General features: G+C 71.4%; 25 protein-coding genes and 1 pseudogene. 19 read left to right on the forward strand and 7 right to left on the reverse strand.

Annotation, left to right across the window (positions count from 1 at the left end):
• Nucleotides 1-44 precede the first annotated feature (44 nt).
• Nucleotides 45-377 (reverse strand): DUF6233 domain-containing protein, encoded by a 333-nt coding sequence (locus tag OG698_RS42675; RefSeq protein WP_406109534.1) that lies wholly within the window; start codon nt 375-377, stop codon nt 45-47.
• Nucleotides 378-490: 113 nt separating this feature from the next.
• On the opposite strand from OG698_RS42675, the gene OG698_RS42680 reads away from it, so the two are divergent.
• A complete protein-coding gene (locus tag OG698_RS42680) occupies nt 491-1,720 on the forward strand; it encodes an MFS transporter (protein WP_406109535.1) in 1,230 nt (409 codons plus the stop codon).
• 121 nt (nt 1,721-1,841) lie between these two features.
• The gene (locus tag OG698_RS42685; RefSeq protein WP_406109536.1) at nt 1,842-2,273 is read left to right on the forward strand and encodes a VOC family protein; all 432 of its coding nucleotides are present in this window, start codon (nt 1,842-1,844) and stop codon (nt 2,271-2,273) included.
• A 5-nt stretch (nt 2,274-2,278) separates the two neighbouring features.
• Here OG698_RS42685 and OG698_RS42690 read toward each other — a convergent pair whose 3' ends face one another.
• Entirely contained in the window at nt 2,279-2,551 is a 273-nt protein-coding gene (locus OG698_RS42690) for a hypothetical protein (RefSeq protein WP_383085023.1), read from the reverse strand.
• 484 nt (nt 2,552-3,035) lie between these two features.
• Here OG698_RS42690 and OG698_RS42695 point away from each other — a divergent pair, with 484 nt between their 5' ends.
• The 11 genes and pseudogenes from OG698_RS42695 (at nt 3,036) to OG698_RS42745 (ending at nt 11,920) form a co-directional block, all read left to right on the forward strand.
• On the forward strand, nt 3,036-3,605 hold the full coding sequence (locus OG698_RS42695; RefSeq protein WP_406109537.1) for a TetR/AcrR family transcriptional regulator: 570 nt from the start codon (nt 3,036-3,038) through the stop codon (nt 3,603-3,605).
• Between the two features lie 73 nt (nt 3,606-3,678).
• Entirely contained in the window at nt 3,679-4,872 is a 1,194-nt protein-coding gene (locus OG698_RS42700) for a GDSL-type esterase/lipase family protein (protein ID WP_406109538.1), read from the forward strand.
• Between the two features lie 214 nt (nt 4,873-5,086).
• A pseudogene (locus tag OG698_RS42705) lies at nt 5,087-5,726 on the forward strand (LysR substrate-binding domain-containing protein).
• Nucleotides 5,678-5,836 carry a hypothetical protein gene (locus tag OG698_RS42710; RefSeq protein ID WP_406111776.1) on the forward strand — a complete coding sequence of 53 codons (159 nt, stop codon included), beginning with the start codon at nt 5,678-5,680 and terminating at the stop codon, nt 5,834-5,836. The pseudogene OG698_RS42705 and the gene OG698_RS42710 overlap by 49 nt, the downstream one beginning before the upstream one ends.
• Nucleotides 5,837-5,898: 62 nt before the next feature.
• Entirely contained in the window at nt 5,899-6,099 is a 201-nt protein-coding gene (locus tag OG698_RS42715) for a hypothetical protein (protein ID WP_406109539.1), read from the forward strand.
• A gap of 247 nt (nt 6,100-6,346) precedes the next feature.
• Nucleotides 6,347-7,825, forward strand: a complete 1,479-nt coding sequence (locus OG698_RS42720) for a hypothetical protein (RefSeq protein WP_406109540.1) — start codon at nt 6,347-6,349, stop codon at nt 7,823-7,825.
• 405 nt (nt 7,826-8,230) lie between these two features.
• Entirely contained in the window at nt 8,231-9,901 is a 1,671-nt protein-coding gene (locus tag OG698_RS42725; RefSeq protein ID WP_406109541.1) for a sensor histidine kinase, read from the forward strand.
• The gene (locus tag OG698_RS42730) at nt 9,898-10,323 is read left to right on the forward strand and encodes a roadblock/LC7 domain-containing protein (RefSeq protein ID WP_399980169.1); all 426 of its coding nucleotides are present in this window, start codon (nt 9,898-9,900) and stop codon (nt 10,321-10,323) included. Before OG698_RS42725 ends, OG698_RS42730 begins: the two co-directional genes overlap by 4 nt.
• 2 nt (nt 10,324-10,325) lie before the next feature.
• Nucleotides 10,326-10,703 carry a DUF742 domain-containing protein gene (locus OG698_RS42735; RefSeq protein ID WP_116500782.1) on the forward strand — a complete coding sequence of 126 codons (378 nt, stop codon included), beginning with the start codon at nt 10,326-10,328 and terminating at the stop codon, nt 10,701-10,703.
• Nucleotides 10,681-11,355 carry a GTP-binding protein gene (locus OG698_RS42740; protein WP_406109542.1) on the forward strand — a complete coding sequence of 225 codons (675 nt, stop codon included), beginning with the start codon at nt 10,681-10,683 and terminating at the stop codon, nt 11,353-11,355. Before OG698_RS42735 ends, OG698_RS42740 begins: the two co-directional genes overlap by 23 nt.
• On the forward strand, nt 11,345-11,920 hold the full coding sequence (locus tag OG698_RS42745) for a GAF domain-containing protein (protein WP_406109543.1): 576 nt from the start codon (nt 11,345-11,347) through the stop codon (nt 11,918-11,920). Before OG698_RS42740 ends, OG698_RS42745 begins: the two co-directional genes overlap by 11 nt.
• A gap of 5 nt (nt 11,921-11,925) precedes the next feature.
• Here OG698_RS42745 and OG698_RS42750 read toward each other — a convergent pair whose 3' ends face one another.
• On the reverse strand, nt 11,926-13,125 hold the full coding sequence (locus OG698_RS42750) for an acyl-CoA dehydrogenase family protein (protein WP_406109544.1): 1,200 nt from the start codon (nt 13,123-13,125) through the stop codon (nt 11,926-11,928).
• A 796-nt stretch (nt 13,126-13,921) separates the two neighbouring features.
• Here OG698_RS42750 and OG698_RS42755 point away from each other — a divergent pair.
• A complete protein-coding gene (locus OG698_RS42755; RefSeq protein ID WP_406109545.1) occupies nt 13,922-15,553 on the forward strand; it encodes a helix-turn-helix domain-containing protein in 1,632 nt (543 codons plus the stop codon).
• Here the strand turns inward: OG698_RS42755 and OG698_RS42760 are convergent.
• A complete protein-coding gene (locus OG698_RS42760) occupies nt 15,507-15,905 on the reverse strand; it encodes a molybdopterin-binding protein (protein ID WP_399980185.1) in 399 nt (132 codons plus the stop codon). The two genes, OG698_RS42755 and OG698_RS42760, sit on opposite strands and share 47 nt — an antisense overlap.
• Before the next feature lie 49 nt (nt 15,906-15,954).
• Nucleotides 15,955-16,539, reverse strand: coding sequence for a helix-turn-helix domain-containing protein (locus tag OG698_RS42765; protein WP_406109546.1), 585 nt, complete (start codon nt 16,537-16,539; stop codon nt 15,955-15,957).
• Between the two features lie 122 nt (nt 16,540-16,661).
• On the opposite strand from OG698_RS42765, the gene OG698_RS42770 reads away from it, so the two are divergent.
• The 3 genes from OG698_RS42770 (at nt 16,662) to OG698_RS42780 (ending at nt 18,478) form a co-directional block, all read left to right on the forward strand.
• Nucleotides 16,662-17,618, forward strand: coding sequence for a class I SAM-dependent methyltransferase (locus OG698_RS42770; RefSeq protein ID WP_406109547.1), 957 nt, complete (start codon nt 16,662-16,664; stop codon nt 17,616-17,618).
• Nucleotides 17,619-17,748: 130 nt separating this feature from the next.
• On the forward strand, nt 17,749-17,931 hold the full coding sequence (locus OG698_RS42775; protein WP_399980191.1) for a hypothetical protein: 183 nt from the start codon (nt 17,749-17,751) through the stop codon (nt 17,929-17,931).
• A 196-nt stretch (nt 17,932-18,127) separates the two neighbouring features.
• The gene (locus OG698_RS42780; RefSeq protein WP_406109548.1) at nt 18,128-18,478 is read left to right on the forward strand and encodes a GNAT family N-acetyltransferase; all 351 of its coding nucleotides are present in this window, start codon (nt 18,128-18,130) and stop codon (nt 18,476-18,478) included.
• Between the two features lie 37 nt (nt 18,479-18,515).
• Here OG698_RS42780 and OG698_RS42785 read toward each other — a convergent pair whose 3' ends face one another.
• Complete coding sequence (locus OG698_RS42785) at nt 18,516-18,806, reverse strand: hypothetical protein (protein WP_399980193.1); 291 nt, start codon at nt 18,804-18,806, stop codon at nt 18,516-18,518.
• A gap of 341 nt (nt 18,807-19,147) precedes the next feature.
• Here OG698_RS42785 and OG698_RS42790 point away from each other — a divergent pair, with 341 nt between their 5' ends.
• Nucleotides 19,148-20,623: an APC family permease gene (locus OG698_RS42790; RefSeq protein ID WP_406109549.1), complete on the forward strand. Its 1,476-nt coding sequence runs from the start codon at nt 19,148-19,150 to the stop codon at nt 20,621-20,623.
• On the opposite strand, the gene OG698_RS42795 is transcribed toward OG698_RS42790, so the two are convergent.
• Nucleotides 20,604-22,187, reverse strand: coding sequence for a PucR family transcriptional regulator (locus OG698_RS42795; RefSeq protein ID WP_406109550.1), 1,584 nt, complete (start codon nt 22,185-22,187; stop codon nt 20,604-20,606). The two genes, OG698_RS42790 and OG698_RS42795, sit on opposite strands and share 20 nt — an antisense overlap.
• A gap of 93 nt (nt 22,188-22,280) precedes the next feature.
• Between OG698_RS42795 and lysA the strand changes: the two genes are divergently transcribed.
• Entirely contained in the window at nt 22,281-23,555 is a 1,275-nt protein-coding gene (gene lysA / locus OG698_RS42800; RefSeq protein ID WP_406109551.1) for a diaminopimelate decarboxylase, read from the forward strand.
• The last annotated feature ends 13 nt before the right edge of the window (nt 23,556-23,568 follow it).

Raw genomic sequence — 23,568 nt, forward strand, 5'->3', positions numbered from 1 at the left:
AGGCGACCTCGGAACCAGCGCTCCGACGGCTCCCGCCACGGGGTTCAGTCCAGCACTCCGAGCACCCCGTCGGGGTTGCAGTGCGGACAGGCCGGCACCTGCTCCCACAGCGCGCGGCGCGCTTGGTCGTCCGTGACGCCTCGCGACCGTTTGCCCGCCATGTGGCAGCCGCCGACGTGCACGTACACAGGTGCGCGCCCGCCGAGCCCCATCTCGATCAGCCAGTCGGGGGCCAGTGGCCGGTCCCGTTCGCCGCGCTGTCTCTCGGCTTCCTGCCGCTCCGCCTCCGCGATCTTGCGGCGCACCCTGTCCAGAGACAGCACGAGCCACGTCTCCAGCGTGCGGAGCCTTGGCAGGTCGGGCGGCAGTTCGGACATGTGTTCGAGTCTACGCCGGTTTCCGGCCAGGCAGCACGCCCGTTGAATGGCCCAGGCGCAGAGCCAAGAATTGCCCCACATGGATGGGCCGATGCGCGCGTACCGTCATTGCCATGCCGAACCTGTTGCCGCCCGCCGGCCCTCAACGCACCCTCGCCCTGGCCCAGTTGAGCAACTCGCTGGGCGACGGCGCGTACTACGTCACCTCGGCGCTCTACTTCACTCACGTCGTCGGCCTCGCGCCCGCCAGGATCGGCCTCGGCCTCACTGTCGCCTGGGCGATCGGGTCAGTCGTCGGGGTGCCGCTCGGCCGGATCGCGGACCGCCGCGGCCCGCGTGGAACGGCGGTCCTGCTCGCCCTCGCGACCGGCGTCGCGGTCGCCTCCTTCCTGGTCGTACGCGATTTCCTTCCCTTCCTCGTGGCCGCCTGCCTCTACGCGAGCGCGCAGTCGGGACTCGCGGCCGCGCGCCAAGCGCTGCTCGCCGGTCTGGTGGCCAAGGAGGACCGCACGGGTGCGCTCGCCCACCTGCAGTCGACGCTCAACGCAGGTCTCGCGGTGGGCGCGGCGCTCGGTGGCCTCGCACTGTCCGCCGGGACGAAGTCGGCGTATCTGACGGTGTTCGCGATCGACGCCGCCAGTTTCGTCCTCTGCGCGCTCGTCCTGCTGCGGCTCCCGGCCGTCGCGCCGGCGCCGGCCGTCCGCGGAGCGAAACTCGAAGTCCTGCGCGACCGGCCCTACGCCGCCGTGACCCTCCTCAACACCGTTCTTCTCCTGCGGATGCCGCTGCTCAGCCTCGGGCTCCCGCTGTGGATCAACGAGCGCACCGACGCCCCCACGTGGCTCGTCTCCGCGCTCTTCATCCTCAACACCGGCGCCGTGATGCTCTTCCAGGTCCGCACGGCCCGCTCGGTCTCCGGCCTCCCCACGGCGACCCGCGCCATCCGCCGGTCAGGCGTGCTCATGCTCCTGGCCTGCGGAATCTTCGCGGCCTCGGCCACCGGCCCGGTCTGGGCCGCGGTCGCCGCCCTGGTCGGAGGATCGGTGCTCCTGGTCGCCGCCGAGATGCTCCAGTCGGCCGGATCCTGGCAGCTCGGCTTCGACCTGGCCCCGGCCGGGCGCATCGGCGAGTACCAGGGCTTCTTCGGTACGGGCGTCACGGTCGCCCGCACGCTCGGCCCGCTGCTGCTCACCGCGCTGCTGCTCGGGATGGGCGCGCCGGGCTGGCTGCTGCTCGGCGGCCTGGTCCTGGCGGCGTCGTACGGGCTGGGGCCGGTGGCGCGGTGGGCGGCGAGAACACGTCAGGATCCAGAAGCCGTACGGGTGACGGCTTCGACGGTGTGATCTCGACGCCGCGGACGGGTAGGCCCACAGCGTCCTGAGCGGCAAGCGTTGCTGACGCTCCGTCACCGCGCAGTCTCCCCAACTGTCTCCCGAGCAGTCTCCCGAAAGGAGACCGGCCCCCATGACCGAACTCGACTCGCCGATCCCGCGGTTCCACCTGGCCATGCCCGTGGACGATCTGCCCGCCGCCCGGCACTTCTACGGTGAGGTGCTCGGCCTCGAGCAGGGCCGCAGCGCCGGCACATGGGTGGACTGGAATCTCCACGGCCACCAGTTCGTCACCCACCTCGCCCCCACCCGTGCCGAGCACATCCGCAACCCCGTCGACGGACACGACGTGCCCGTGCCGCACTTCGGCCTGATCCTCACGATCCCCGTGTTCCAGGAGCTCGCGGACCGGCTCCGCGCCGCGGACACGAAGTTCGTCATCGAGCCGTACGTACGCTTCGCGGGCGAGCCCGGCGAGCAGTGGACGATGTTCCTGCTGGATCCGGCGGGCAACGCCCTGGAGTTCAAGGCGTTCGCCGACGACTCGCAGGTCTTCGCCACCTGACCGCGCTATCCGGCGCCGCCGCCCGCCTTCGCCTTCACGTCCGCCTCTACGTCGTGCCTGGCGAGGCCCTCGTCCTTGGCGTACTCGGTGACGGCCTGCTGGACGTCGCGGGCCAGGTCCCGCCACGCGCGCCAGGCCGTCTCGTACGTCTGGGTCTGCGACTCGCTCAACGGCTCGAGCCCCGGTGGTCCGTAGCCGTCCCGGAGTCGCAGGACCTCGTGGTGTGCCGCGTTCGCGGCCTGCTGTCTCTCGACGAGTTCGTCGAAGGTGTGTGCCACGCAGCGGATCCTAGGGCGCCGTCGAGGCGATCCCGGTCAGCGCTCGCGCGGGTGACACGAATGCCGGAGGGGTGTGAGCGAAACGGGTCAGGGGCGGCGCCGTCCGGCGCCGCCCCTGACCCGTCCGGCGAGTTCCCTCAGGACTGGGGGCGCTTGCCGTGGTTCGCGGCGTGCTTGCGGCGAGCCTTCTTCTTGCGCCGTCGCTTCGAGGACATTGCTACCTCCCAGGTGTCGCTGTTCTCGGTCCTGCCTGGATGAGCGGGCCCACCCAGACGATCATCCGGCCGCCTACCCAAGGGCGCGACCGGTAATGACGTGGCCCATGCCACCACTCCCGCCCCCCGATCGGCCGGGCGACGCGCCGCTGTGACGATCCGCCGTGCGGGCTGCACGCTTCCTCGCGCGCGTTACCTAAGTTAGATGCGAATTTGCCTAAAGGTCTTAGGTAACTGCATAATCGATTTCGTTGATTGGGGTGAAGGTTATGGTGCGTGTAGGGCTGACCAGGGAACGCCTGATCCGAGCCGGCGCCGAGCTGGCCGACGAGGTCGGGTTCGACAAGGTGACCGTCTCTGCGCTCGCAAGGCAGTTCGACGTCAAGGTCGCGAGCCTGTACTCGCACCTGAAGAACTCCCAGGAACTCAAGACGGGGATTGCGCTGCTCGCCCTGGAGGAGCTCGCCGACCGGGGCGCCGCGGCGCTCGCCGGGCGCGCGGGCAAGGACGCCCTCGCCGCCTTCGCGAACGTCTACCGCGACTACGCCCGGGAACACCCCGGTCGCTACGCGGCAGCCCAGCTGCGGCTCGACCCGGAGACGGCGGCCGCCAGCGCCGGCGTCCGGCACGCACAGATGATGCGGGCGATCCTGCGCGGCTACGACCTCACGGAGCCGGACCAGACCCACGCGGTCCGACTCCTGGGCAGCGTCTTCCACGGCTACGTCAGCCTGGAGATGCAGGGAGGCTTCAGCCACAGCGCACCCGACTCGCAGGAAAGCTGGTCGCGGATCCTCGACTCCCTCGACGCCACGCTGCGGAACTGGCCCGCACGCTGACCGCGGCCCTGCGTCGACCCGTATCGGCGCGCCCGAACAGCCCCACAGGCATATTGATCAACAGGTTGAGGCAATGCACATGAACGACAACTGGACCACGACTCCCGTCACCGCGGACCTCGTGCGTGGCGCTTACGAGTTGGAGCGCTCCGAGCACGGCGTGCTCCCGCACCGGCTGCCCGAGCGGGCCCGCGCGCAGTGCTCCGACGGACAACTGGCCATGGCCGAGGCCCAACCCTCCGGCGTACGGCTGGTGTTCCGCACCCGGGCCACCGTCATCGAGCTGGACGCGCTCCGGACCAAGATGGCCTACAAGGGCGCTCCGCCCCGTCCGGACGGCGTGTACGACCTGCTGGTCGACGGCCGCCTGGCCGCGCAGGCCGGCGTCACCGGCGGCAAGGTACAGACGGTGGACATGACCACAGGCACCAGGGAGACCCAGCCCGGACCCATCGGCACCGTGCGGTTCACCGGGCTGCCCGACCGCATGAAGGACGTCGAGATCTGGCTGCCGTACGACGAGATCACCGAGCTGATCGCCCTGCGTGCCGATGCCCCGGTCGAGCGCATGCCGGACAGCGGGCGCAAGGTGTGGCTGCATCACGGCAGTTCGATCAGCCACGGCTCGGACGCCGCAAGCCCCAGCACGACGTGGCCGGCGCTGGCCGCCTCCCTCGGGGGCGTGGAGTTGATGAACCTCGGTCTGGGGGGCAGTGCCCTGCTCGACCCGTTCACCGCGCGTGCCCTGCGGGACGCCCCCGCGGACTTGATCAGCGTCAAGATCGGCATCAACATTGTCAATGCCGACCTGATGCGCCTGCGCTCCTTCACCCCGGCGGTGCACGGTTTCCTCGACACGATCCGTGAGGGACACCCGACCGTGCCGCTGCTGGTCGTGTCGCCGATCTACTGCGCCATCCACGAGGACACTCCGGGCCCCAGCGCCCCGGACTTCAGCAACCTCAGCGCGGGCAGGCTGCAGTTCATGGCCGTTGGCGACCCGGCGGAGCGAGCAGCGGGGAAGCTCACGCTCAACGTCATCCGGGACGAGCTTGCGCGCGTCGTGAAGCAGCGGATTGCGGACGACCCGAACCTGTACTACCTCGACGGCCGCGACCTGTACGGCGAGGCGGACTTCGCCGAGCTGCCGCTGCCCGACCAGCTCCACCCGAACGCCGCCACCCACCGGCGCATGGGCGACCGCTTCAACACCCTGGCCTTCGGCGCGGACGGTCCGTTCGCGTTCGCGGTGACCGAGCGTCCCTGAGGTTCACCCCTGCCAGGGGCCGCGTGGTGACACCCCCTGCGTGTCGCGCCGAGCCTCTGGTCCGTCAGGCGCATCGCGACGCGTACCGCCGCGACCGCGCCGACGGACAGGGCGACGGCGAACCTCGTCATCGTCGTCTCGACGCTCGAATGCCGGATGATCACGCTGAGCAGGATCGCGGGCAGGCCCATGCCCAGGAGGCCTGGAGCGCGAGGTGGGGGCGGCGCTGTTCGACCGGTCCCCGCAACGGGTCGCGCTGACGGGCGCGGGCGCGGCGCTGCTCCCCGAGGCGCCGGCCACCCTCGACGTCGCCCGCGGTGCGCTCGACGCCCCACGGGCCAGCCGGGCAGTCGCGCGCGGCACCCTGCACATCGGATGCCTCACGGCGGTCCGGCCGCTGGATCTGCCCAGCCTGCTCGAGTCCTTTCACGCCGAGCGTCCGGACGTCGGGCTGCGTCTGCGGGTGTCGCCGAGCGGGTCGGCGGGACTCGCGCGGAGCCTGCTCGCCGGGCGTCGTGACCTCGCGATCCGCTCCCCGCCCGGCGTCCCCGGGAGGCGTCCCGCGGGGCTGACCCCGCGGCAGGTCGCCTCGGTGCCGATGGTGCTCGTCGTCCCGGCCGGCCACCGTCCAGCGGCAGGGGAGCCGTCCGGCCGATCTCGCCGACGAGCAGTTCATCGACTTCCCCGTCGGCTGCGGCAATCGTGATCTGGTCGACCGGGCCTTCGCCACCACCGGCATCGAGCGCCGCGTCGCTCTCGAAGTGACCGACATCGGCGCGGCCTCCGCCTTCGTCCGGCATCGCGTTTGCCCGAGTTCGCGGCACCGCCCGACGAGGCGGGAGCGCGCGTACTGAGCCTGGTGGACGCACCGCTGCGGTTCGACCCGCACGTCGCCACGGCCACCGCACGCCGTCCGAGCGCGGCACTGGAAGCGTTGCTTCAGCTTCTGGAACGGCTGCTGTAGGCGGCGGCGAGAGGCCCTGTGGCCTGCGATTATGCTGGGCGGTCTCTGAGGGGGAGGGCGAAGTGACAGCTGCACGAATGATCATCGTGGTGGCGGTGACCTGGGTTGTTCTGACGGCGCTTTTTTTGGCACCGTCGGCGCTTCCGGCCTCGTGGCAGTACTACGTCTACTCGCCGGCCAGCGTCGGCCTGTGGATGCTCGCCATGCTGTTCGGGCCCGTGATCATGGTCTTCCGGAGATGGAACTGGATCAGGCGCGGCTGACCGGGCAGACGACATTTCAGCCATCGCGTCGGCGGGCGATGGGTACGCCAATTCCCGAACCACTGCCCATGGTTTGACGGTCCGTATGCATAATGCTCGGCATGAAGAAGTTGATCTCTGCGGTCCGGGCCCTGTCGGCTCGGACGTGTCCTCACCCGGATCCGTGATCAGGGGCTGACCGACTCTGGCCGGACAATCGGCGAGCCACGGGGGGCTCGCGACTCTTAGACGTGGAGACAGTTAATCGATGCGCCCCCGGACGCTGTTGCGGGCCCTGCTGACGGAGCGGGGCTGCGGCCACTTCGCTACGTTCGAAGAAGAGTTCACCCGGTCCGCCCAGCTCGCAGCCGCGAAACTGAACCGGCCCGACCTGGCGACGGTGACCGCCTCCCAGGCCACCTGGAAGCGCTGGCTCTCCGGGGACCAGATGCCCCGCAGTGACGCCGGTGCCGTCCTTGAGTTCATGCTCGGTGTCGACGTCGAGACGCTGCTGCGGCCCGCGGTGGAGCGCGGCGTCGTACTGCCGCAGATCGCGCCCAATGCCGCGCGGGACGCGGCGCGGCTCCTGAACGCCATGTTCGACACGTCCTATCTGGACCCCATGGGCCGGGCCTCCGGCATGGAGGGCGTGTGGCACCTGGACGGCCAGCGATTCTTCGACGGCACGTCCGTCGCCGTCCAGCTCTACGAGGCCGCCGAGCAGGACGGCCGTGTGGTCATCGGAGCCCATCACCACGCCCACGTACGGGCCTTCACGCGGGCCACGCGCCGAGCGCTGCTCCTCGGCACACTCGGCGACGACGGCCTGTACGCGTTGGACGCCGCCCACGCCCGCCGTCAATTAGCGGCCACCGCCGAGACGATGCCGATCTCGACCCCGTACAAGATCGACGACCTCACGTACGGGCTGCTGTGGGCGATGCTGAATCTCGACGACAGCCTGCTGGCCAACGACCATGTGCTGCACGCCGAGCAGCAGACCCTGGAACCCCTGTGGGCGCAGCGGCGTTCGGCGGTCGCGCGGTCGGCCGTGCCGGAGCTCACCAACGTCGGCAGCGCCTGGCTCGGCATGTACTTCTGTGCCGAGCACATCATCCGGCGCCTGGACGAGGGCAGCTCGCCGCCGGTCTTCTGGACCCCGGTGCGGACGGGGGAGGAAGCCGCGGTGTGGCTGTTCTTCGCGTCCTGGACGCAGTTCCGCCACGCTCTTCAGGAGCGCCTCGCGGACGGCGCAGCCGCCCCCGAGCGGGTGTTCTGCATCCCCGAGGCGGACGCCGGCGCGAGCCAGCGCTACGAGCGCATCCTGCTGTGGCTGGCCGTGGCCATGATGGAACGCGACGGGCAGACGATCTGGGTGTGCGCCCAGCCGGAGTACAAGCGCATCGACGGCTTTGTACTGGTCCCCGGACGCCGCGTCATCTCCGCGAACTGGCTGGGCGCCGAGGGTATTTGGCACGTCGACACCACCGACAGCCTGGCCGATGTCAGCTCCTACGCCCAGGTCGTCGACCACGCCCGCAGCCAGAGCGTCACCAAGGGCGACAGCTCGGAGGAGCGGCTGCGGTCGCTCGCCCGCCATCTCGACCTCGACTGGGGCTGGTTGGTGCGGCGCTGCCGCGAGCTGGGTGCGTACGGCATCGCCGGGATGCTGCGCCCGCGCAGCCGCCTCGTCTCCGTCGAGGAGCTCGAACGAGTGCTGCGCTTCGCGGGCGAGTTCGGCGAGTGAGGGTCCCGGCGGGGTCGGGGACCGGGCCCGTGATCGGGTCCGGTCTGGCCGCCGGGGCGCGCAGGGTCGTTTGAGGGTCGTTGAGGGGTGTGTCCGCGGCCGGGGGAGCGGCGGCTTACCCGGCTACCCGGCGGTAGGGGTGCCGTTCGGGCGCCGGTCCCACACCTGACGAGGAGAAACGACCCTGGAACGACCCCGGTTTCCCGTAGCTCCGCCCGGGCCGGACCGACAGAGTTGATGTTCGTCGCGGAGGCCGTTTTGCCACGCGACAGTCACCCTGGACAAGATGCACGCGAGTCACAACGAGCCTCCTTCGCAAGGAGGTTCGGACGACCGCGGGCGCGGCCGACACGTACAAGGACGTCGGCGCGCCGGCGCCGCCCCCCGCTCGTCTTGAGGACGCCTATGTCTCACTACTCGTCGGACGCCACCGCATCCGGCGCCCACCGCAGCGGCCGGAGAGCCGGCAAGGCCGCTCCGGCCGACCTGAGGACCGAGCGTGGTCTGCGCCGGCGCACCACGATGCTCGGCATGGCCCCCGCCGGAACGGTGGCCGTCCTCGCGGGCGGAGCGTTCGCCGTCTCCGCGGCGGGCGCCTCCGGACCGCTGGTGTGGGGCGCGGGGGTCTCGGCCGGAGTGTGCTGCGCGGCGGTCCTCGCCGTCGCACGGCGGGCCGCGCACAGCACCGCCGACACGCTCACCCGGCAGCGTGCCGAGAACGACGCGGCGGTCGGCGAGTGGATCAAGCATCTGACGTCGCTCGCCGCCGAAGGGCACCAGAGCGTCGCGCGGACCGCGGAGCAACTGCGCGGCGGCGACCGCCCCGACGCCCCCGCGCCCGTCCCCGAGACGGCGGCGACGCACGCGTTCGGCGCGCTGGAGCAGCACCTGCGGCACTTCCAGCACACGGCGCAGACCGCCGTGATCCACGCGGGCACGCGCCAGCAGGTGGACGCCTTCGTCAACATCGCCCGGCGGCTGCAGCTCCTCGTGACGCGAGCGCTGAAGCAGCTCGACGACGCCGAGCGGGTCGTCGAGGACCCCGAGCACCTCGACCGGCTCTACACCATCGACCACCTCGTCACCCGCGTGCACCGCGCGGTGGAGAGTCTCGCGGTCCTCGGCGGCGCCGTGCCCCGCCACTTCAGCTCCCCGGTCCCGCTCGCCACGGTGCTGCGCCAGGCCGTCGCGGAGATCGAGCACTACCCGCGCGTCCGCGTGCTGCCGCCGCCGTCCGGTTACGAGGTCCTCGGCCACTCCGCCGTCGAGATCATCCACCTCATCGCCGAACTGGCAGAGAACGCCACCAAGTTCTCGCCGCCGCACACGCAGGTGATGATCCGCGCCCAGATGGCCGCGTCCGGCATGGTCGTGGAGATCGAGGACCGCGGCCTCGGCATGCCCGCCGAGGTGCGGGACGAGATGAACCGCCTCCTCGCCCAGCCCGAGCTCTTCGACGTCGACCAGCAGTTGCAGGACGGCCGCACCGGCCTGTTCGTCGTCGCGAAGATAGCCAGGCGGCGCGGGCTCGCCGTACAGCTCCAGGAGAACCTCTACGGAGGCGTCCAGGCGGTCCTGGTCCTTTCGCACTCGGTGCTCAGCGAGTCCCGCGCCGGGCAGAAGGCGGCGGCGCAGAAGGCCGCGCCGGCGCAGGCCCCCGCCGAGCCGGAGCCGCCCCGCGGGCCCGCCCCGGTCGCGAGCCGCCGGGCGCAGCCGTTGCCCGCAGCCGTGGACCCCGCACGGCTCCAAGCACCCCGGGAGGCCACGGCCGTGACCACGCAGCCGCCCCTTCCCCAGCGGCAGGTGCCCCCCGCGCCCGCCGCCCCCGCCGCTCCGGCCGAGGACCCCACAGGGCGCCCGGTCCTGGCGCAGCGGAACAAGGAACGCCGCTCACACCTCTCCCCCCGACTGCGCGAGCAGGGGCCGGCCGCCGACCACGGCGACGGCGAGTCGATCGACGCAGGCCTGCTCGCCCGCTTCACGGCGGGGCTGGAGCGGGCCGAGCAGGACGACGGGGCCACCCCCGCATCTCCGGTGGCACCCACTCAGCGCTATGACTCCCAGGAGTACCGATGACCCAGCCATCATTCGACCAGGACCTGGACTGGCTGCTCGCCGACCTCGCCGCCAGGGTGCCCGCCGTGACGGGCGCGGTCCTGGCCTCCAGCGACGGCGTGATGCGCCACAGCCACGGTCTCGGCTACGACGACGCGGACCGGCTGAGCGCGATCACCACCGGCATGTGCTCGCTCGGCGGCGGACTCGGGACCATCCAGCGCGCGTTCGGCGGGGTCGAGCAGGTCATCGTGCAGGGCGAGGGTGGCTATCTGTTCGTCTCCCGCGCCGGCGTCAACGGCGTACTCGGTGTGCTGACCGACAAGGGCGCGGACGTCGGAGTGGTCGGCTACGAGATCGCGATGCTCGTGAAGAGCGTCAGGGGTCACCTCGGCACACCCGCGCGCACCGCACCGGGGCCCACCGGCGCTCTGGTCGACTAACGGTGCCGGACTTCACCGACGAGCCCTGGCTGGCCGAGGACACCGCTCAGCTGCGGCTCTACGCACTGACCGGTGGCCGGACCCGCCCGGCCCGCGCCCTGGGACTCGTGTCCCGGGTGCGGGCCGCCCCCGGCCTCGCCCCCTCGACCGTGGACCGGCTCGGCCCCGAGAGCGCCCAGGTGCTCGAACTGTGCGGTCGGGAACCGCGGTCGGTCGCCGAGATCGCCGGCCGGCTGGGCGTCCCCGTACAGGTCACCAAGATCCTTCTGTCCGATCTGCTCGACTCCCACGTACTCGTTCCCGCGCTTCCCCCGCGAGAGGCGGACGGAAGCGACCCACTCCTCCTGGAGGCGGCACTTGAAGGCCTTCGAAGCCTCTGACGACATCCCCCTGACCGCGCTGAAGATACTCATCGCCGGCGGGTTCGGCGTGGGCAAGACGACCATGGTCGCCACGGTCAGCGAGATCGAACCGCTGACCACGGAGGAGATCCTCACGACGGCCAGCGCGGCCACCGACAGCCTGGTCGGCGTCGAGAACAAGACCACCACGACCGTGAGCATGGACTTCGGCCGCATCACCCTGTGGCGCCAGCAGTTGCAGCTCCTGCTGTTCGGCACGCCCGGTCAGGACCGCTTCTGGTTCATGTGGGACGACCTTGCCCTCGGTTCCATCGGGGCGGTCGTCCTCGCAGACACCCGCCGTCTCGACGACTGCTTCAGCGCAGTCGAGTTCTTCGAGGACCGCGGCGTGCCCTTCGTCGTGGCCGTCAACGAGTTCGACACCGCCCACCGCTACACGGCGGAGGAGGTGCAGTCCGCGATCGAGCTGAACCCCGACGTCCCCGTCATCATGTTCGACGCGCGCGCCCCGTTCTCCACCCAGCAGGTCCTGATCAAGCTAGTCGAGTACGCGCTCACGCTGTCCCTGCGCTCCGCGCCGGAGTCCGAGCCCGCACTCGCGCCGCCCGCTCCCGCCCCTTCACCTTCGTCGCCCTCCTCCTTCGACGGGAACCCTCACCGTGCCCTTTGACGCAGAGACGGGGCTGCACATCGCAGCCCCCGACACCGAACTCGACGCGCGCGTCGGACGCCTCGCCCAGCTCGGCCTGGGCGAGGCGGCCGCCGACCTCGACGCTCTCGCCTCGGAACTCGCCGAGGCGGCGGGAACCCCGTACGCGATGGTCAACCTCATCACCGACCAGCAGTTCTTCGCCGGACTGCACACGCCGCAGGGCCTGCCCAACACCCTTGGCCCGCAGGACGCGATGAGCGGGCCCGAGGTCGGTCGTGTGATGGCCCGCGACCACGGCTACTGCCCCGAGGTCATCAGCCGTCGCATCCCGCTCGTCCTGCCCGACGTGTACGCGGCGCCGCGGTTCGCCGGCAACCCGGTGGTCGACGAACTGGGCATCCGCGTGTACCTCGGGGCGCCGCTCATCGACGAGGAGACCGGCATCGCGCTCGGCACCGTCTGCGCGGTGGGCACCGAGCCCCGCGCCCTGGCTACGGCGCGCGGCTCCCTCGACCTGATCAAGAGGTTCCGCGACCAGGCGATGGTGCGCATCTACGAGCGTGCCGGGCAGCCCCGCCTCTGACGTCGCTACACGGCCGCCGCTTCGGGAACGCGCGGAGCGGCGAGCCGGCTCGACCAGTTGCTCAGGGACGTGCCGAGCGCGACCTCGGCCAGCCGGTAGAGCTGGATCTCGGACGTCCCAGCGGGGGCGTAGATGTGCGAGGCGTCCCGGGCGAACCGCTCGACGGGCCGGTCGGGGAACAGGCCGCACGCGGCGTGGATCTCCATCGCCGCCCGCGCCGAGTCGATGGCGGACTCCACGTTGAGGTACTTGGCGTTCATCAGCTCCGCGTCGCAGGCGATGCCCGAGTCCAGCAGATGCACGGCGTGATAGGCGGCCAGGCGGGCGGTCATCAGGCGTGACTGCATCTCGCCCAGCTTCTGGCGGATCGTGGGCAGCGCGCTGAGCGGCTTGCCGTAGCGCAGCTGCTCGGAGGTGTAGCGGGTCGTCTCCTCCAGGAGCGCCTGATGGATGCCGAGCGACACGGCGGTCAGGTTCGGCCGGCCGTAGAGCACGCTGGAGGAGTACGCCACGTCGAGGCCCTGGCCCTCGTGGCCAAGAAGGTTCTCGGCGGGGACGCGGCACTCGTCGTAACGGATCTCGCCGAAGCTGAATCCGTGCAGGCCCATCGCGGGCCGGTGCGGGGCCAGCGAGAATCCGGGGCGGTCGGACTCGACGAGGAACGCGGACAGTCCGGTGGAGCCCTCGCCGGTGCGCACCACCACACCGTGCAGGTCGCCGACGTGGCTGTTACCGACGAAGACCTTGCGCCCGTTGAGGATGTACTCGTCGCCCTCGCGCCGCGCCGTCGACTCCATGCCGAGTACATGTCCGCCGGACTGGGGCTCGGTCACCGCGATGGTCGGAAGGCAGTCGCCGGCCGCGACAGCCGGCAGCCATTTCAGTTTCTGCCGTTCACTGCCGAAGTGGATGATCTTGGCGACGCCCAGCTGCGAGGCCTGCACCATGGCGCCCATCGCGCCGCTGACGCGCGACAGTTCCTCGATGATGATCGTCTTCGCCAGATGGCCCATGCCCATGCCGCCGTAGCCCTGGTCGATGGTGACACCGAGCCAGCCCTCCTTGGCGATGAGCCGGGACAGATCGTGCTCGACGGCCCGTGATGCCTCCATGTCCGCTGTCCGGGGAGCGACCTTCGCCTCGGCGAAGGCGCGGACCTCGGCCCGCAGTATTTCGTGACGCTCCGTCATGAAGTAGCCGTCCATCTGTAACCCTTCCTTACACGCAGGCCGCTTGGAACCCGGTTCCGCCCCGACGGGCACGTGACCGGGCCGGCCATCTGGTGGACATACGAAAACGAGGAACAGGAAGACGTGCTGTTCGCGCACGGTCGATCGCGGTCCGGCCCGCCGCGCGAAGCGGCGAAGCCCTGCGGGGACCCTCCGGTCAGGAGGTGAATTGCGCGCTCGCCGATGTCTGGCGGATCGCGGGCGTCCGCCGCCGACACCTCATCCGGAGGGCCTCCAGGACAGGAGGGACCGGGTGGGAGCGGGCGGGGGCGTGCCTGTGCGCTCGGCGCGGACCTTCGCGTCGACGGCGCGCACCTGGATCACGTATCGCCTCACTTCGCTCCCGTGGTCGGGCCGGCACGTTCGATGGGCCACGGGGTGTGACCGCTGCCGGAAACAGTCGGACGGTCCCGCTCCTGAGTGCGTCGCTGCACCTCAGAGGAGGACCTGTCTCTACGGTGACGATCTAGCGGCCGGTTTTCACTACATGCCCGGGGTCGTTTGAGGGTCGTTTCTTTACGAACGGACGCGGGGGCCCCGCTTTCTGATGGCGCTGACGGGAGCGGACGTGCGTCCACGCACCGCTGCCCGGACGGCTGGTTCGCAGCACGGAATCTCCACCTCTGAGGGTCGGGTCCTTGGATGTTCAACCAAGACCCATATCGCTCACACGCTCTTGCATTTACGATGCGATGACTCGCACTCGCCTGGCGAATGTGAGAAGCGGGGTACCGCTTTCCTGCGTCCCCGGGTACACAGGGAGTCAGAGCACATGCACATCGAACATCTCCTGAGGGACGAGTCACTCGGCCTGCGCCTGCTCTGGGCCGATGAACCGCAGCTGCGGCAGGAGATCAGCGGCGTGACCGTCACCGACCTCGAGGACCCGGCCCGTTTCGTGCGGCCGGCCGAGGTGGTGCTCAGCGGCCTGGTGTGGTGGACCCAGCGGAGCGGGCGGGCCAAGGCGGACCGGTTCGTCTCCGCGCTGCGCACGGCGGGCGCTGCCGTGCTCCTCGCGGGGGAGGAGACGCACGGCGTCGTCCCGGACGACCTCGTCGAAGCGTGCCGCCGCCACGGGCTCCCGGTCGCGGCGGTCCCGGCGCACATCATGTTCCGCGCCATCACGGACACGGTGTACCTCCAGCAGTGGGCCGAGCTCAGCCGCCACCACGCCCTGCCCGAGAACGTACGTGCCACGCTCAGCCGGCTCCTGGCGCAGGAGGCGGACCCGGCCGCGCTCGTCGACGCCGCGTTCGCCCACCTCGACCGGCCGGTCGCCTACGTCCTCACGCCGACCGGACGCACCGTGGCCGCCACCACCGCCTCGGCCGATCTCGCGACGCGTGACGCCGCCGCCCTGATCGCGACGGGCGCGTTCCCCGCGCAGAGGAGCGGCCACAACAGCTCCGGTACCGGGGCCCGTCCGGCGTTCGGCCGGGCATCGGTCACCCTGCCCGTACAGGCCGACACCGACGCGGTCTCGCCCTACGAACGCTGGCATCTGCACGTCCCCGACCCCGACGACGCCCCGCCGCGCATGCTGCACGAAATTGCGGAGATCCTGGGACGGTGCCAGGAAATCCGGGCCCGCCGCCGGGCCGACGAGGACCGCGCGGTGCGCGAACTCGGCACGCTGCTCACCGCGCCCGACACCGACAAGGCCGTCCTCGAAGCCGCGCTGCGCGGCTGCGGGCTCCCCGACGAGGGCCCGTACCACGTGGTCGTCGCCGAAGTCGGCGCAGGACGTGAGGACTCGGCGCAGGGCGCGCTGACCGAGGCGGCCGCACACGTTCCGCACACCGGCGCCGCCGTGGGCCAACTCCCCGACGGCACCGCGTTCGCCGTCATCGCCGGGACGGACGCCGTGAGCGAAGCACTCGCCGACGTATGGCCGTTGCTCGCGGCCTGCGAGCCGTCCGACCCGCTGCACGCGGGCATCGCCTCCCCGGCCGCCGCGCCCCGGAACCTGAACGGGGCGCTGTCCGAGGCCCGTTACGCCCTGACCTCGGCCCGTACGACCGCGCCCGGCGCCTCACACCTGACCGACGCGGCCTCGCTCACCGGCCTCGAAACGCTACTCACGGGCGTACCCGCCGAGGTGCGCGCCGCGTTCAGCCGCACCGTCCTCGGCCCCCTGCTCGACGAGACCAACGCGTCCGCGACCGCTCTGCTCCAGACGCTGGAGACCTTCCTCGCCTGCGACGGCTCATGGGCGCGCACCGCTGAGGCGCTCCACCTGCACGTCAACACCGTCCACTACCGCATCCAGCGCATCGAGCACTTCACCGGCCGCGACCTCTCCCGGCTCTACGACCGCGCGGACCTCTGGGCCGCGCTGCTGAGCCGCGAGGAGCCGGCTACGAACGGTCGACGTGCACGCTCGTCGACTTCACGCGCGCGGTGACGGTGACCCCGACGGCGAGGCCTAACTCCTCGACGGCCTCCCGCGTCACCATGGACACCATCCGGTGCGGGCCGGCCTGGATCTCCACCTGCGCCACGACGTCGTCGGCCTTGAGCGCCGTCACGATCCCCGTGAACGAGTTGCGCACCGACGTGCGCGCAGCTCCGGCCGCGCCCCGATCGGCTTCCGCGGCCCGGCTTTTGGCGAACCGTGCGAGACCGACACCGTCGATGACGCGGTTCCCCGTACCGTCCCGCCCCATCGTCAGCCGCCCGCTGTCGGCCCACCGACGCACGGTCTCCCCACTCACCCCGAGCAGGCGCGCGGCCTGGCCAATGCTGTACGACGACACATCGGAACCTTAGCCGTGCCGGGCACCGGGCTCTTCCGGGGGAGGCGGCTCACCCGTGAGGCCTGGCGCGGACGTGCATGCGTTCCCCCTGCCTCCCGAAGAGGCTGAGGAGTTCGACGGGCCGGCCGTCCGCGCTGCTGAACCAGTGCGGGACCCGGGTGTCGAACTCGGCGGCCTCGCCCGGGCCGAGGACCAGATCGTGCTCGGCGAGCACGAGCCGCAGTCGGCCGTCCAGCACATACAGCCACTCGTAGCCCTCGTGCGTACGGAGATCCGGCTCGCAGCCCCGGTCGGCGATGACCATCTTGTACGCCTGGAGCGGGCCGGGCGACCGGGTCAGGGGGACGAACGTGCCGCCGCTCGGCATCGGGCGGGGCGTCAGCCGGACCCGGGGATCGCCCACCTCGGGAGCGCCGACCAGCTCGTCCAGTGGCACGCCGTACGCACCGGCCAGCGGCAGCAGCAGCTCGAGGCTGGGGCGGCGGTGTCCGGACTCAAGGCGCGAAAGGGTGCTCTTGGAGATGCCGGTGACCTCCGAGAGGGCCGCCAGAGTGAGACCACGCCGGTCGCGCAGTCGTCTCAACCGCGGGGCGACCTCGTCGAGTACCGCTTGATAGGGCGCTGGTTTGTCCACATCGTCAACGTCATCAATGTCATCAACGTTACCCACATCGTCCATGCGGGCATTTCACCCGGCTGTCCCGGAAATGGCAACACGGATTGCCGTTCGTGGGCGACGGGTGCACTCTCCTGGCCATGAGCACTCACAGCAATCCCGGGCAGAGCCACGGACACGACCACGCGCACGGTCACGGGCATGACCACGGTTCCGACAGCACCGACATCGACTGGGAGGCCATGGCCGACACGCTCGAGAACAACGGCGATCTGCACCTCCCGGTCCTGAGGCGGACGGCGACCCGGCTCACGGAACTGCTCGGCCCGGACAAGCAGGTCCGCCGCATCCTCGACATCGGCAGCGGCCCGGGCGTGATGACCTGCGCCCTCGCCGAGGCCTTCCCGGACGCCGAAGTCGTCGCGGTGGACGGCGCGCCCGCACTGCTCGACCGCGCTCTGGCCCGCGCCGAGCGGCTCGGACTCGGCGACAGGGTGACGATCCGGCACGCGGAGCTGCCGGGGGACCTGGAAGGTGCCGACGGGCAGAGGGGCGGGGGACTCGGCGAGGCCGATCTGATCTGGAGCAGCAAGGCCGTGCACCACATCGGTGATCAGCAGGGGGTACTGGACGCGCTCGCCGGCGTGCTGCGGCCCGGCGGCATGCTCGCGGTCGCCGAGGGCGGACTGCCCATGCGCTGCCTTCCCCGCGACATCGGCATCGGCAAGCCGGGGTTCCAGGCGCGGCTCGACGCCCTGCAGGAGTACTGGTTCGAGCGGATGCGCTCCGAGCTGCCAGGCAGCACCAGCACGGTGGAGGACTGGCCCGCGATGCTCGGCAGGGCAGGACTCACGGACGTCGGCAGCTTCACGTACCTGCTCGACCTGCCGGCGCCCCTGGGCGAGACGGCCCGCACGTTTCTGCACAACCAACTGACCCGGCTGCGCGATGTGATGAGCGAGTCCCTGGACGCCGACGACCGCAAGACGCTCGACGTCCTGCTCGACGACGCGGCGCCGGAGAGCATCCTGCGACGCCCCGACGCTTTCGTGCTCTCGGCCACCACCGTCTTCGCAGGTGTGCGCCGGGCGTCGTGACGACCGGCGGGCGGGGTGCTCCGTCTGCGTGGAACGTGGGGGCTCGTTTGTGTGATGCGCCTGTGTGGCTGGCGTGATCCGCGTTCCCGGCTGTGCTTACCGTGGCCTCTCGTCGAGGGTTGGAGCGCGCATGCCCGAGCAGGAACTTGAAGTGGAGCAGCGGCGGGAACCGTCCGTGCCGTTGGGTGTCGGGGTGCGGCGGGCCACGCTCGACGACGGTCGCGTGGTGACCATCGTGTGCGAGGCGGGACTGCCCCAGAACGAGGTGAACGTCATCGCCGCCCGCGTCGCCGAGTCGAGCCTGAAGCGCTGACAAGTCGACGTCGCAACGCCCCCGCTCTGCCGCGCGGGGGCGTTGCGACGTACCCGGGGAGTGATGACGAGGATCCGTGAGGCTTCCCCGGTGACGTCGACGCCATGGTCCGTCTGAGCGTCATGGTTCGGCGGCTGCACGCGCGGCACCGGCCGGACCTGTTCGTCGACGAGCCGTCGGAGGCATGGAGGCAGGGATGCCTGAGCGCTTCCGGGGCTGGTTGAGGGACGAGGCCGCTACCCTCCTGGTCGCCGAGTCGGACGAGGGCGAAGTGGTGGGCTACACGTTCTGCCGCGTCGAGCGACGCGAGGCATCCGTGATCACCCTGCCCGCCGCGGTGGTTTCCATGGAGCACCTGGCCGTGGACCCCGGCAGCGCTCGGAGCGGGGCCGGCGCGGCGCTGGTGGAAGCCGCCCGTGAAGTGGGACGCCGAGCCGGATGCCGGCGCCTCGTCGCGAGCGTATGGGAGTTCAACGCCGCGGCACGGCCGTTCTACGAGGCCGTCGGGCTGCGGCCGATGCAGGTCCGGATGGACCAGCCGCTGTAAGGCGTCCGCGGCGGGGACAGGGCGCCGGTGCCTCACGTCACCCGAGCAGAGCGGCAGGGCGGGACGCGAGCCACCTCTGGACGGCGAGCGCGACGGTGTCGTCGAGGGCGCTGAGCGCGTCGATGGCCTCCATGTCGTCGGGGTGGGGCGGGATCCCGGCGGTGGTGAGCGTGGCGTTCAGGCTGAGGCGGTGCCGGTCACGGGAGGTCAGGCACGTGCGGGCCGGCGGGGCCAGGTCCAGGCGCTGAGCCGGGTCGGGCAGCGGGAGCAGGAAGTCGGCGCCCGCGTCCAGGTCGGGGGTCGGCAGGACGGTGGCAGGAGAGTTCATGGCACTTCCTCACGACGGTCGGACTGTGTCGGTCTGTCGGTCAGGAGGCTGCCGGGCCGCCGGTTGGTTGCGTCCTGCCGGCCACAGCACCCGAACGCCGTAATCACCGCACAAAGGCGGACATCAACTGCCTATCGGAGAAGGCGGTTTCACCTGCGCTTTCACTGCGTTACCACCTGCATCTCCGCCGATACCACGCATAGTTCGCGCACCTGTCGCATTGGCCAAAGCCTCCTGCCGCTGTTGTACGGATCCGACGTTGAGTGCGCGGTCCGGGTGCCGCAGCATCCCCCGCAGCCCCTCGCGATCCACCGCGGGGCGTGGGACATCCAGGAGGACTCATGGGCGTGTCGGCCCGTCAACTGTGCCGCCGCAAGCCGCTGGAGAGCATGATCGGTGAGGCGGAGGGCGAGGCTTCGGGGCCGGGTGGTCTGCGGCGCAGTATGGGGCTCACGCAGCTGACCCTGCTGGGGATCAGCTCCGTCGTCGGCACCGGCATCTTCTTCGTGCTCGGCACGGCGGTCCCCAAGGCGGGACCGGGCGTGGTGCTCTCCTTCGTCGTCGCGGCAGTGGTCGCGGGACTCGCCGCGCTGTGTTACGTCGAACTGGCCGGCGCGATCCCGGTGGCGGGCAGCACGTACTCGTACACCTACGCGTCCCTCGGTGAGGGAGCGGCGTATCTGGTCGCCTGGTGTCTGATTCTTGAGTACGGGGTAGCGGTCTCCACCGTGGCGGTGAGCTGGGGGCAGTACCTCGACGAACTCACCGACGCGCTCTTCGGGTTCACGCTGCCCGACGCGATCAGCCTGCCGCCCGGCGCCGGGGGAGTGGTGAACGTCCCGGCGCTCGTCGTGGTGCTGCTCTGTTCCCTGCTGCTGGCGCGCGGCACGCGCGAGTCCGCACGCCTCAACGCCGTCATGGTGTGTATCAAGCTGAGCGTCCTCGTGCTGTTCGTCGCCGTGGCATCCACCGCGTTCCGCGCCGGTCACTTCGCCGACTTCGCACCGCACGGCGCGTCCGGCATCGGGGTCGCCGCCTCCGCCGTCTTCTTCTCCTACGTCGGCTTCGACACCGTCGCCACGGCGAGCGAGGAGGTCCGCAACCCGCGGCGCACCATCCCGCTCGCACTGCTCCTGACGCTCGGCGCGGTCACGGTGCTGTACATCCTGGTGTCCCTCGCGGCGGTCGGCGCCCAGCCCGTCGGCCGGTTCGGCGCGCAGGCCGACGCGGGCGAAGCGGTCCTCGCCGAGATCCTGCGCGACGTCACGGGCGCCGGATGGCCCGTCGTGCTGCTGTCGGCCGGTGCCGTGGTGTCCATCTTCAGCGTGGTTCTGGTGACCCTGTACGGGCAGACGCGCATCCTCTTCTCGATGGCCCGTGACGGGCTCGTCCCCGAGATCTTCCGCCGCGTCGACCGCAAGCGGCACACCCCCGTCGGCAACACATGGATCGTGGGGGCCGGCGTCGGAGCGCTGGCCGCGTTCGTACCTCTGCAGTACCTGGCCGACCTGACCAGCATGGGAACCCTCGTCGCGTTCGTGGCCGTGGCGGCGGCCGTCATCGTCCTGCGCCGCATCGCGCCCGACGCGCCGCGGCCGTACAAGGTGCCCCTGTATCCGGTGGTGCCGATCGTGTCCGCGGCGTCCTGCCTCTACCTCGCGTGGCTGCTGCCGGGTGTCACGTGGGTGCTCTTCGGTGTGTGGCTGGTGCTCGCGGCGGTGCTCTACCTGACGTTCGGCCGCCGCCACTCCGCCCTGCGTGGGCGGGGCGCTTCAGCGGAGGAGGCCATCGTGACAACTACCTCTGCGCAAACCTGAGTTCGAGCCACGCGGCCAGCCGCACCTCGCGATCGTCGAGGTCGAGGCCGAAGAGTTCGCGTACCCGCCGCAGCCGGTAGCGCAGGGTGTTGGGATGCACCCGCAGACCGGCGGCGGCGCTCGCGACATCCCCGGTCGCGTCCAGCCAGGCCGTGACCGTCGCCGCGTAGTCGGTGCCCTGCTCCCCGTCGTGCGCCAGCAGCGCGGCGACCCCGGGCAGCCGCAGCCACGGCTCCCGGCGCAGCTCGTCGCCGAGCCGGTTCAGCAGGACCACATGCCGTACGTCCTCGGCGGTGGCCGTGGGCGCGTCGGCCCGGCCGCCGCCGGTGGCCCGGAGAATGTCGTCCGCCTCGCGCCGCAGCGCACCGGCCCGCAGCAGATCCGGGTACGCCCGCGTCACCACGGCCCGCACCGGAGTACCCAGCGCGGCCCGTACGGTCCCCAGCGCACCGTCCGCGAACCTCCGCGTGGCGGCGGGCGAGAGTGAGGTCAGCAACACGTACACCGCACGCGCCGACGCCGTCACCGTCGCCGACGGCAGGTGCGCCGCGCAGTACCGGACCAGGGACGACTCCAGGTGGGCGACGAGGGCGCTGCCCTCGTCCGGGGCGAACGCGGCCAGGCACACCTTCTCTCCCTGGCCGAGCCCGAGCCGGCCCGCTGCCTCGTCGGCCGGCGGCCCGTACCCCTCGAGGAGCGCCCGCAGGGTGTCCCGGCGCATGCGCTGCTCAGCCTCGGTCGCGTTCAGCGCGCGCAGCAGATGCGGGGCCGCCAGCCGTGCCGCGTCACGCAGCGCCGACTCGGCCTGCTCCGACAGGCCGACCTCCGGCTCGATCGCCCACAGAGTCCCCAGTGGCAGGGTGCCCGCCCGCACCGCGACCGCCGCACGCGCCAGCTCGTCGCGCGCCCGGGGGAACCGCACCACACCCTGCGCCGTCAGCACATCGCGGTACTGCTGCCGCTGGCCCGGGTCGTCAGGGACCCGCCGCTCCAGGATGCCGCGTTCGCGCAGGCTGTCGATGCGCTGGCCGGGGACGTTCGAGTAGGCGACGACATGCTGGTCCAGGTCCTCCACCGCGACCGAGCCGCCCACGACCGCGGCCACCGCGTCGGCCAGGGCGAAGAGTTCCTCGGTTCCGGCAGGGGCCGACGGGGACAGGTCACCCACTCCGTACGCCGCGAGGGCGCAGCCGATCTCCGCGTCCACGTACCGCCACGGCACCGCGTCGCCGGCGGCAAGGACCGCCACGGAAGACCGCTCGGCCTCGGCCGTCAGCCGATCCGCCTCCTGCCCGCGGCACTTGACGACCACCCCCGCGTAACCCTCCGCCGCCGCGCGCCGCAGCACGGTACCCGTACGCGGATCGGCCACGTCCGCGCCGACGAGCAGCAGCAGCGCCGAGGGGGCCGCGGGCAGCGGGTCGCCCGGGTCGTGGATGACCGTGCCCCGCACGGGGACGTCGAGGCCACCTGGTGCGGCGAGCGCGCGGAGCGGGCTGGTGGAGCCGACGAGCAGGCGCAAGGAGCCCGCGGCCCGGCCGTCGGGAATTGTCCGATCAGACAACAGAGGCCTCGATTCCTGGGGCGGGACGCCGGTGAAGGCGACGGGGGAAGCCGCCAGGATAGGCCCATCGACCAGGGACAGGAGCCATCGCCCATGAGCGCCACGACCGCCACCGCAGATATCGTCGGACTCTTCCCGAAGGGGACAAATCTCGCCCCGGACGGCGAGATGGTCGTCGGCGGATGCCGCCTCGACGACCTCGCCGAGCGCTTCGGCACCCCCGCCGTCATCGTCGACGAACGTGCTCTCAGGTCCCGCGCACGCGAGTACGTGGACGCCCTGAAGCGTCATTGGCCGAACGGACAAGTGGTCTTCGCGTCGAAGTCCTTCCCGTGCACCGCCGTCGTCCGGGTGATGGTCGAGGAAGGGCTCGGCGTGGACGTCGCCGGAGGCGGAGAACTCGTGGCCGCACTCGCCGCGGGCGCCGACCCGGCCCGGCTCGTCGTCCACGGCAACGCCAAGACCGACGAGGAACTCGCCATGGCGGTCGGCGCCGGAGCCGGCACGATCGTTGTCGACAACTTCGACGACATCGACCGCCTCGAGAAGATCGTCACGGACGAGCAGCGCGTCCTGATCCGCGTCATCCCGGAGGTCGAGGCCGACACCCACGAGGCGATGGCCACCGGCCACGCCGGTTCCAAGTTCGGCCTCTCCGTGCCCGACGCGGTGCGCGCCGCGGCCCGGCTGCGCGCCAGTGACCGGCTCCGCCTCGACGGCGTGCACGTCCACGTCGGCTCGCAGCTCCTCGACACCGCCCCGTTCGCCCGCGCCGTCGAGGCCATCGCCTCCCTCGGCGAGCTGGGCGAGCACGCGGTGTACGACCTGGGCGGCGGCCTGGGCGTCCGGTACACCTACGCGGACCAGGCGCCGACGGTCGACGAGTATGTACGGACCCTGACCGAAGCGGCCCGCGCCCACCTCCCCGCGAACGCCCGGCTGATCATCGAGCCCGGACGGTCCCTGGTCGCCGAGTCGGCGCTCACCCTCTACCGCGCGGTCACCGTCAAGCGGGGCCGCCCACGCGCCCTCGTCGCCGTCGACGGCGGCATGGGCGACAACCTCGAACCCATGCTGTACGGCCAGCGTTTCGAGGCGACGGTCACCTCCCGCGTCGGCGGTGGGGAGCCCTGCGACCTGGTCGGCCGGCACTGCGAGTCGGGCGACACCCTCATCCGCGATGTACCGCTGCGCGCCCCTGCCGTCGGCGACCTGATCGCGGTACCGGTCACCGGCGCGTACTGCTACTCGATCTCCAACAACTACAACGGCGCCCGCCGCCCCCCGGTCGTCTTCTGCCGCGACGGCGAGGCCCGCGCGGTGGTCCGCCGCGAGACATACGAGGACCTGCTGCGCCGCGACCAGTGACGGCGTCCCCGTA

Origin of the sequence: Streptomyces sp. NBC_01003, assembly GCF_045162695.1 — a bacterium.
Lineage (GTDB): Bacteria > Actinomycetota > Actinomycetes > Streptomycetales > Streptomycetaceae > Streptomyces.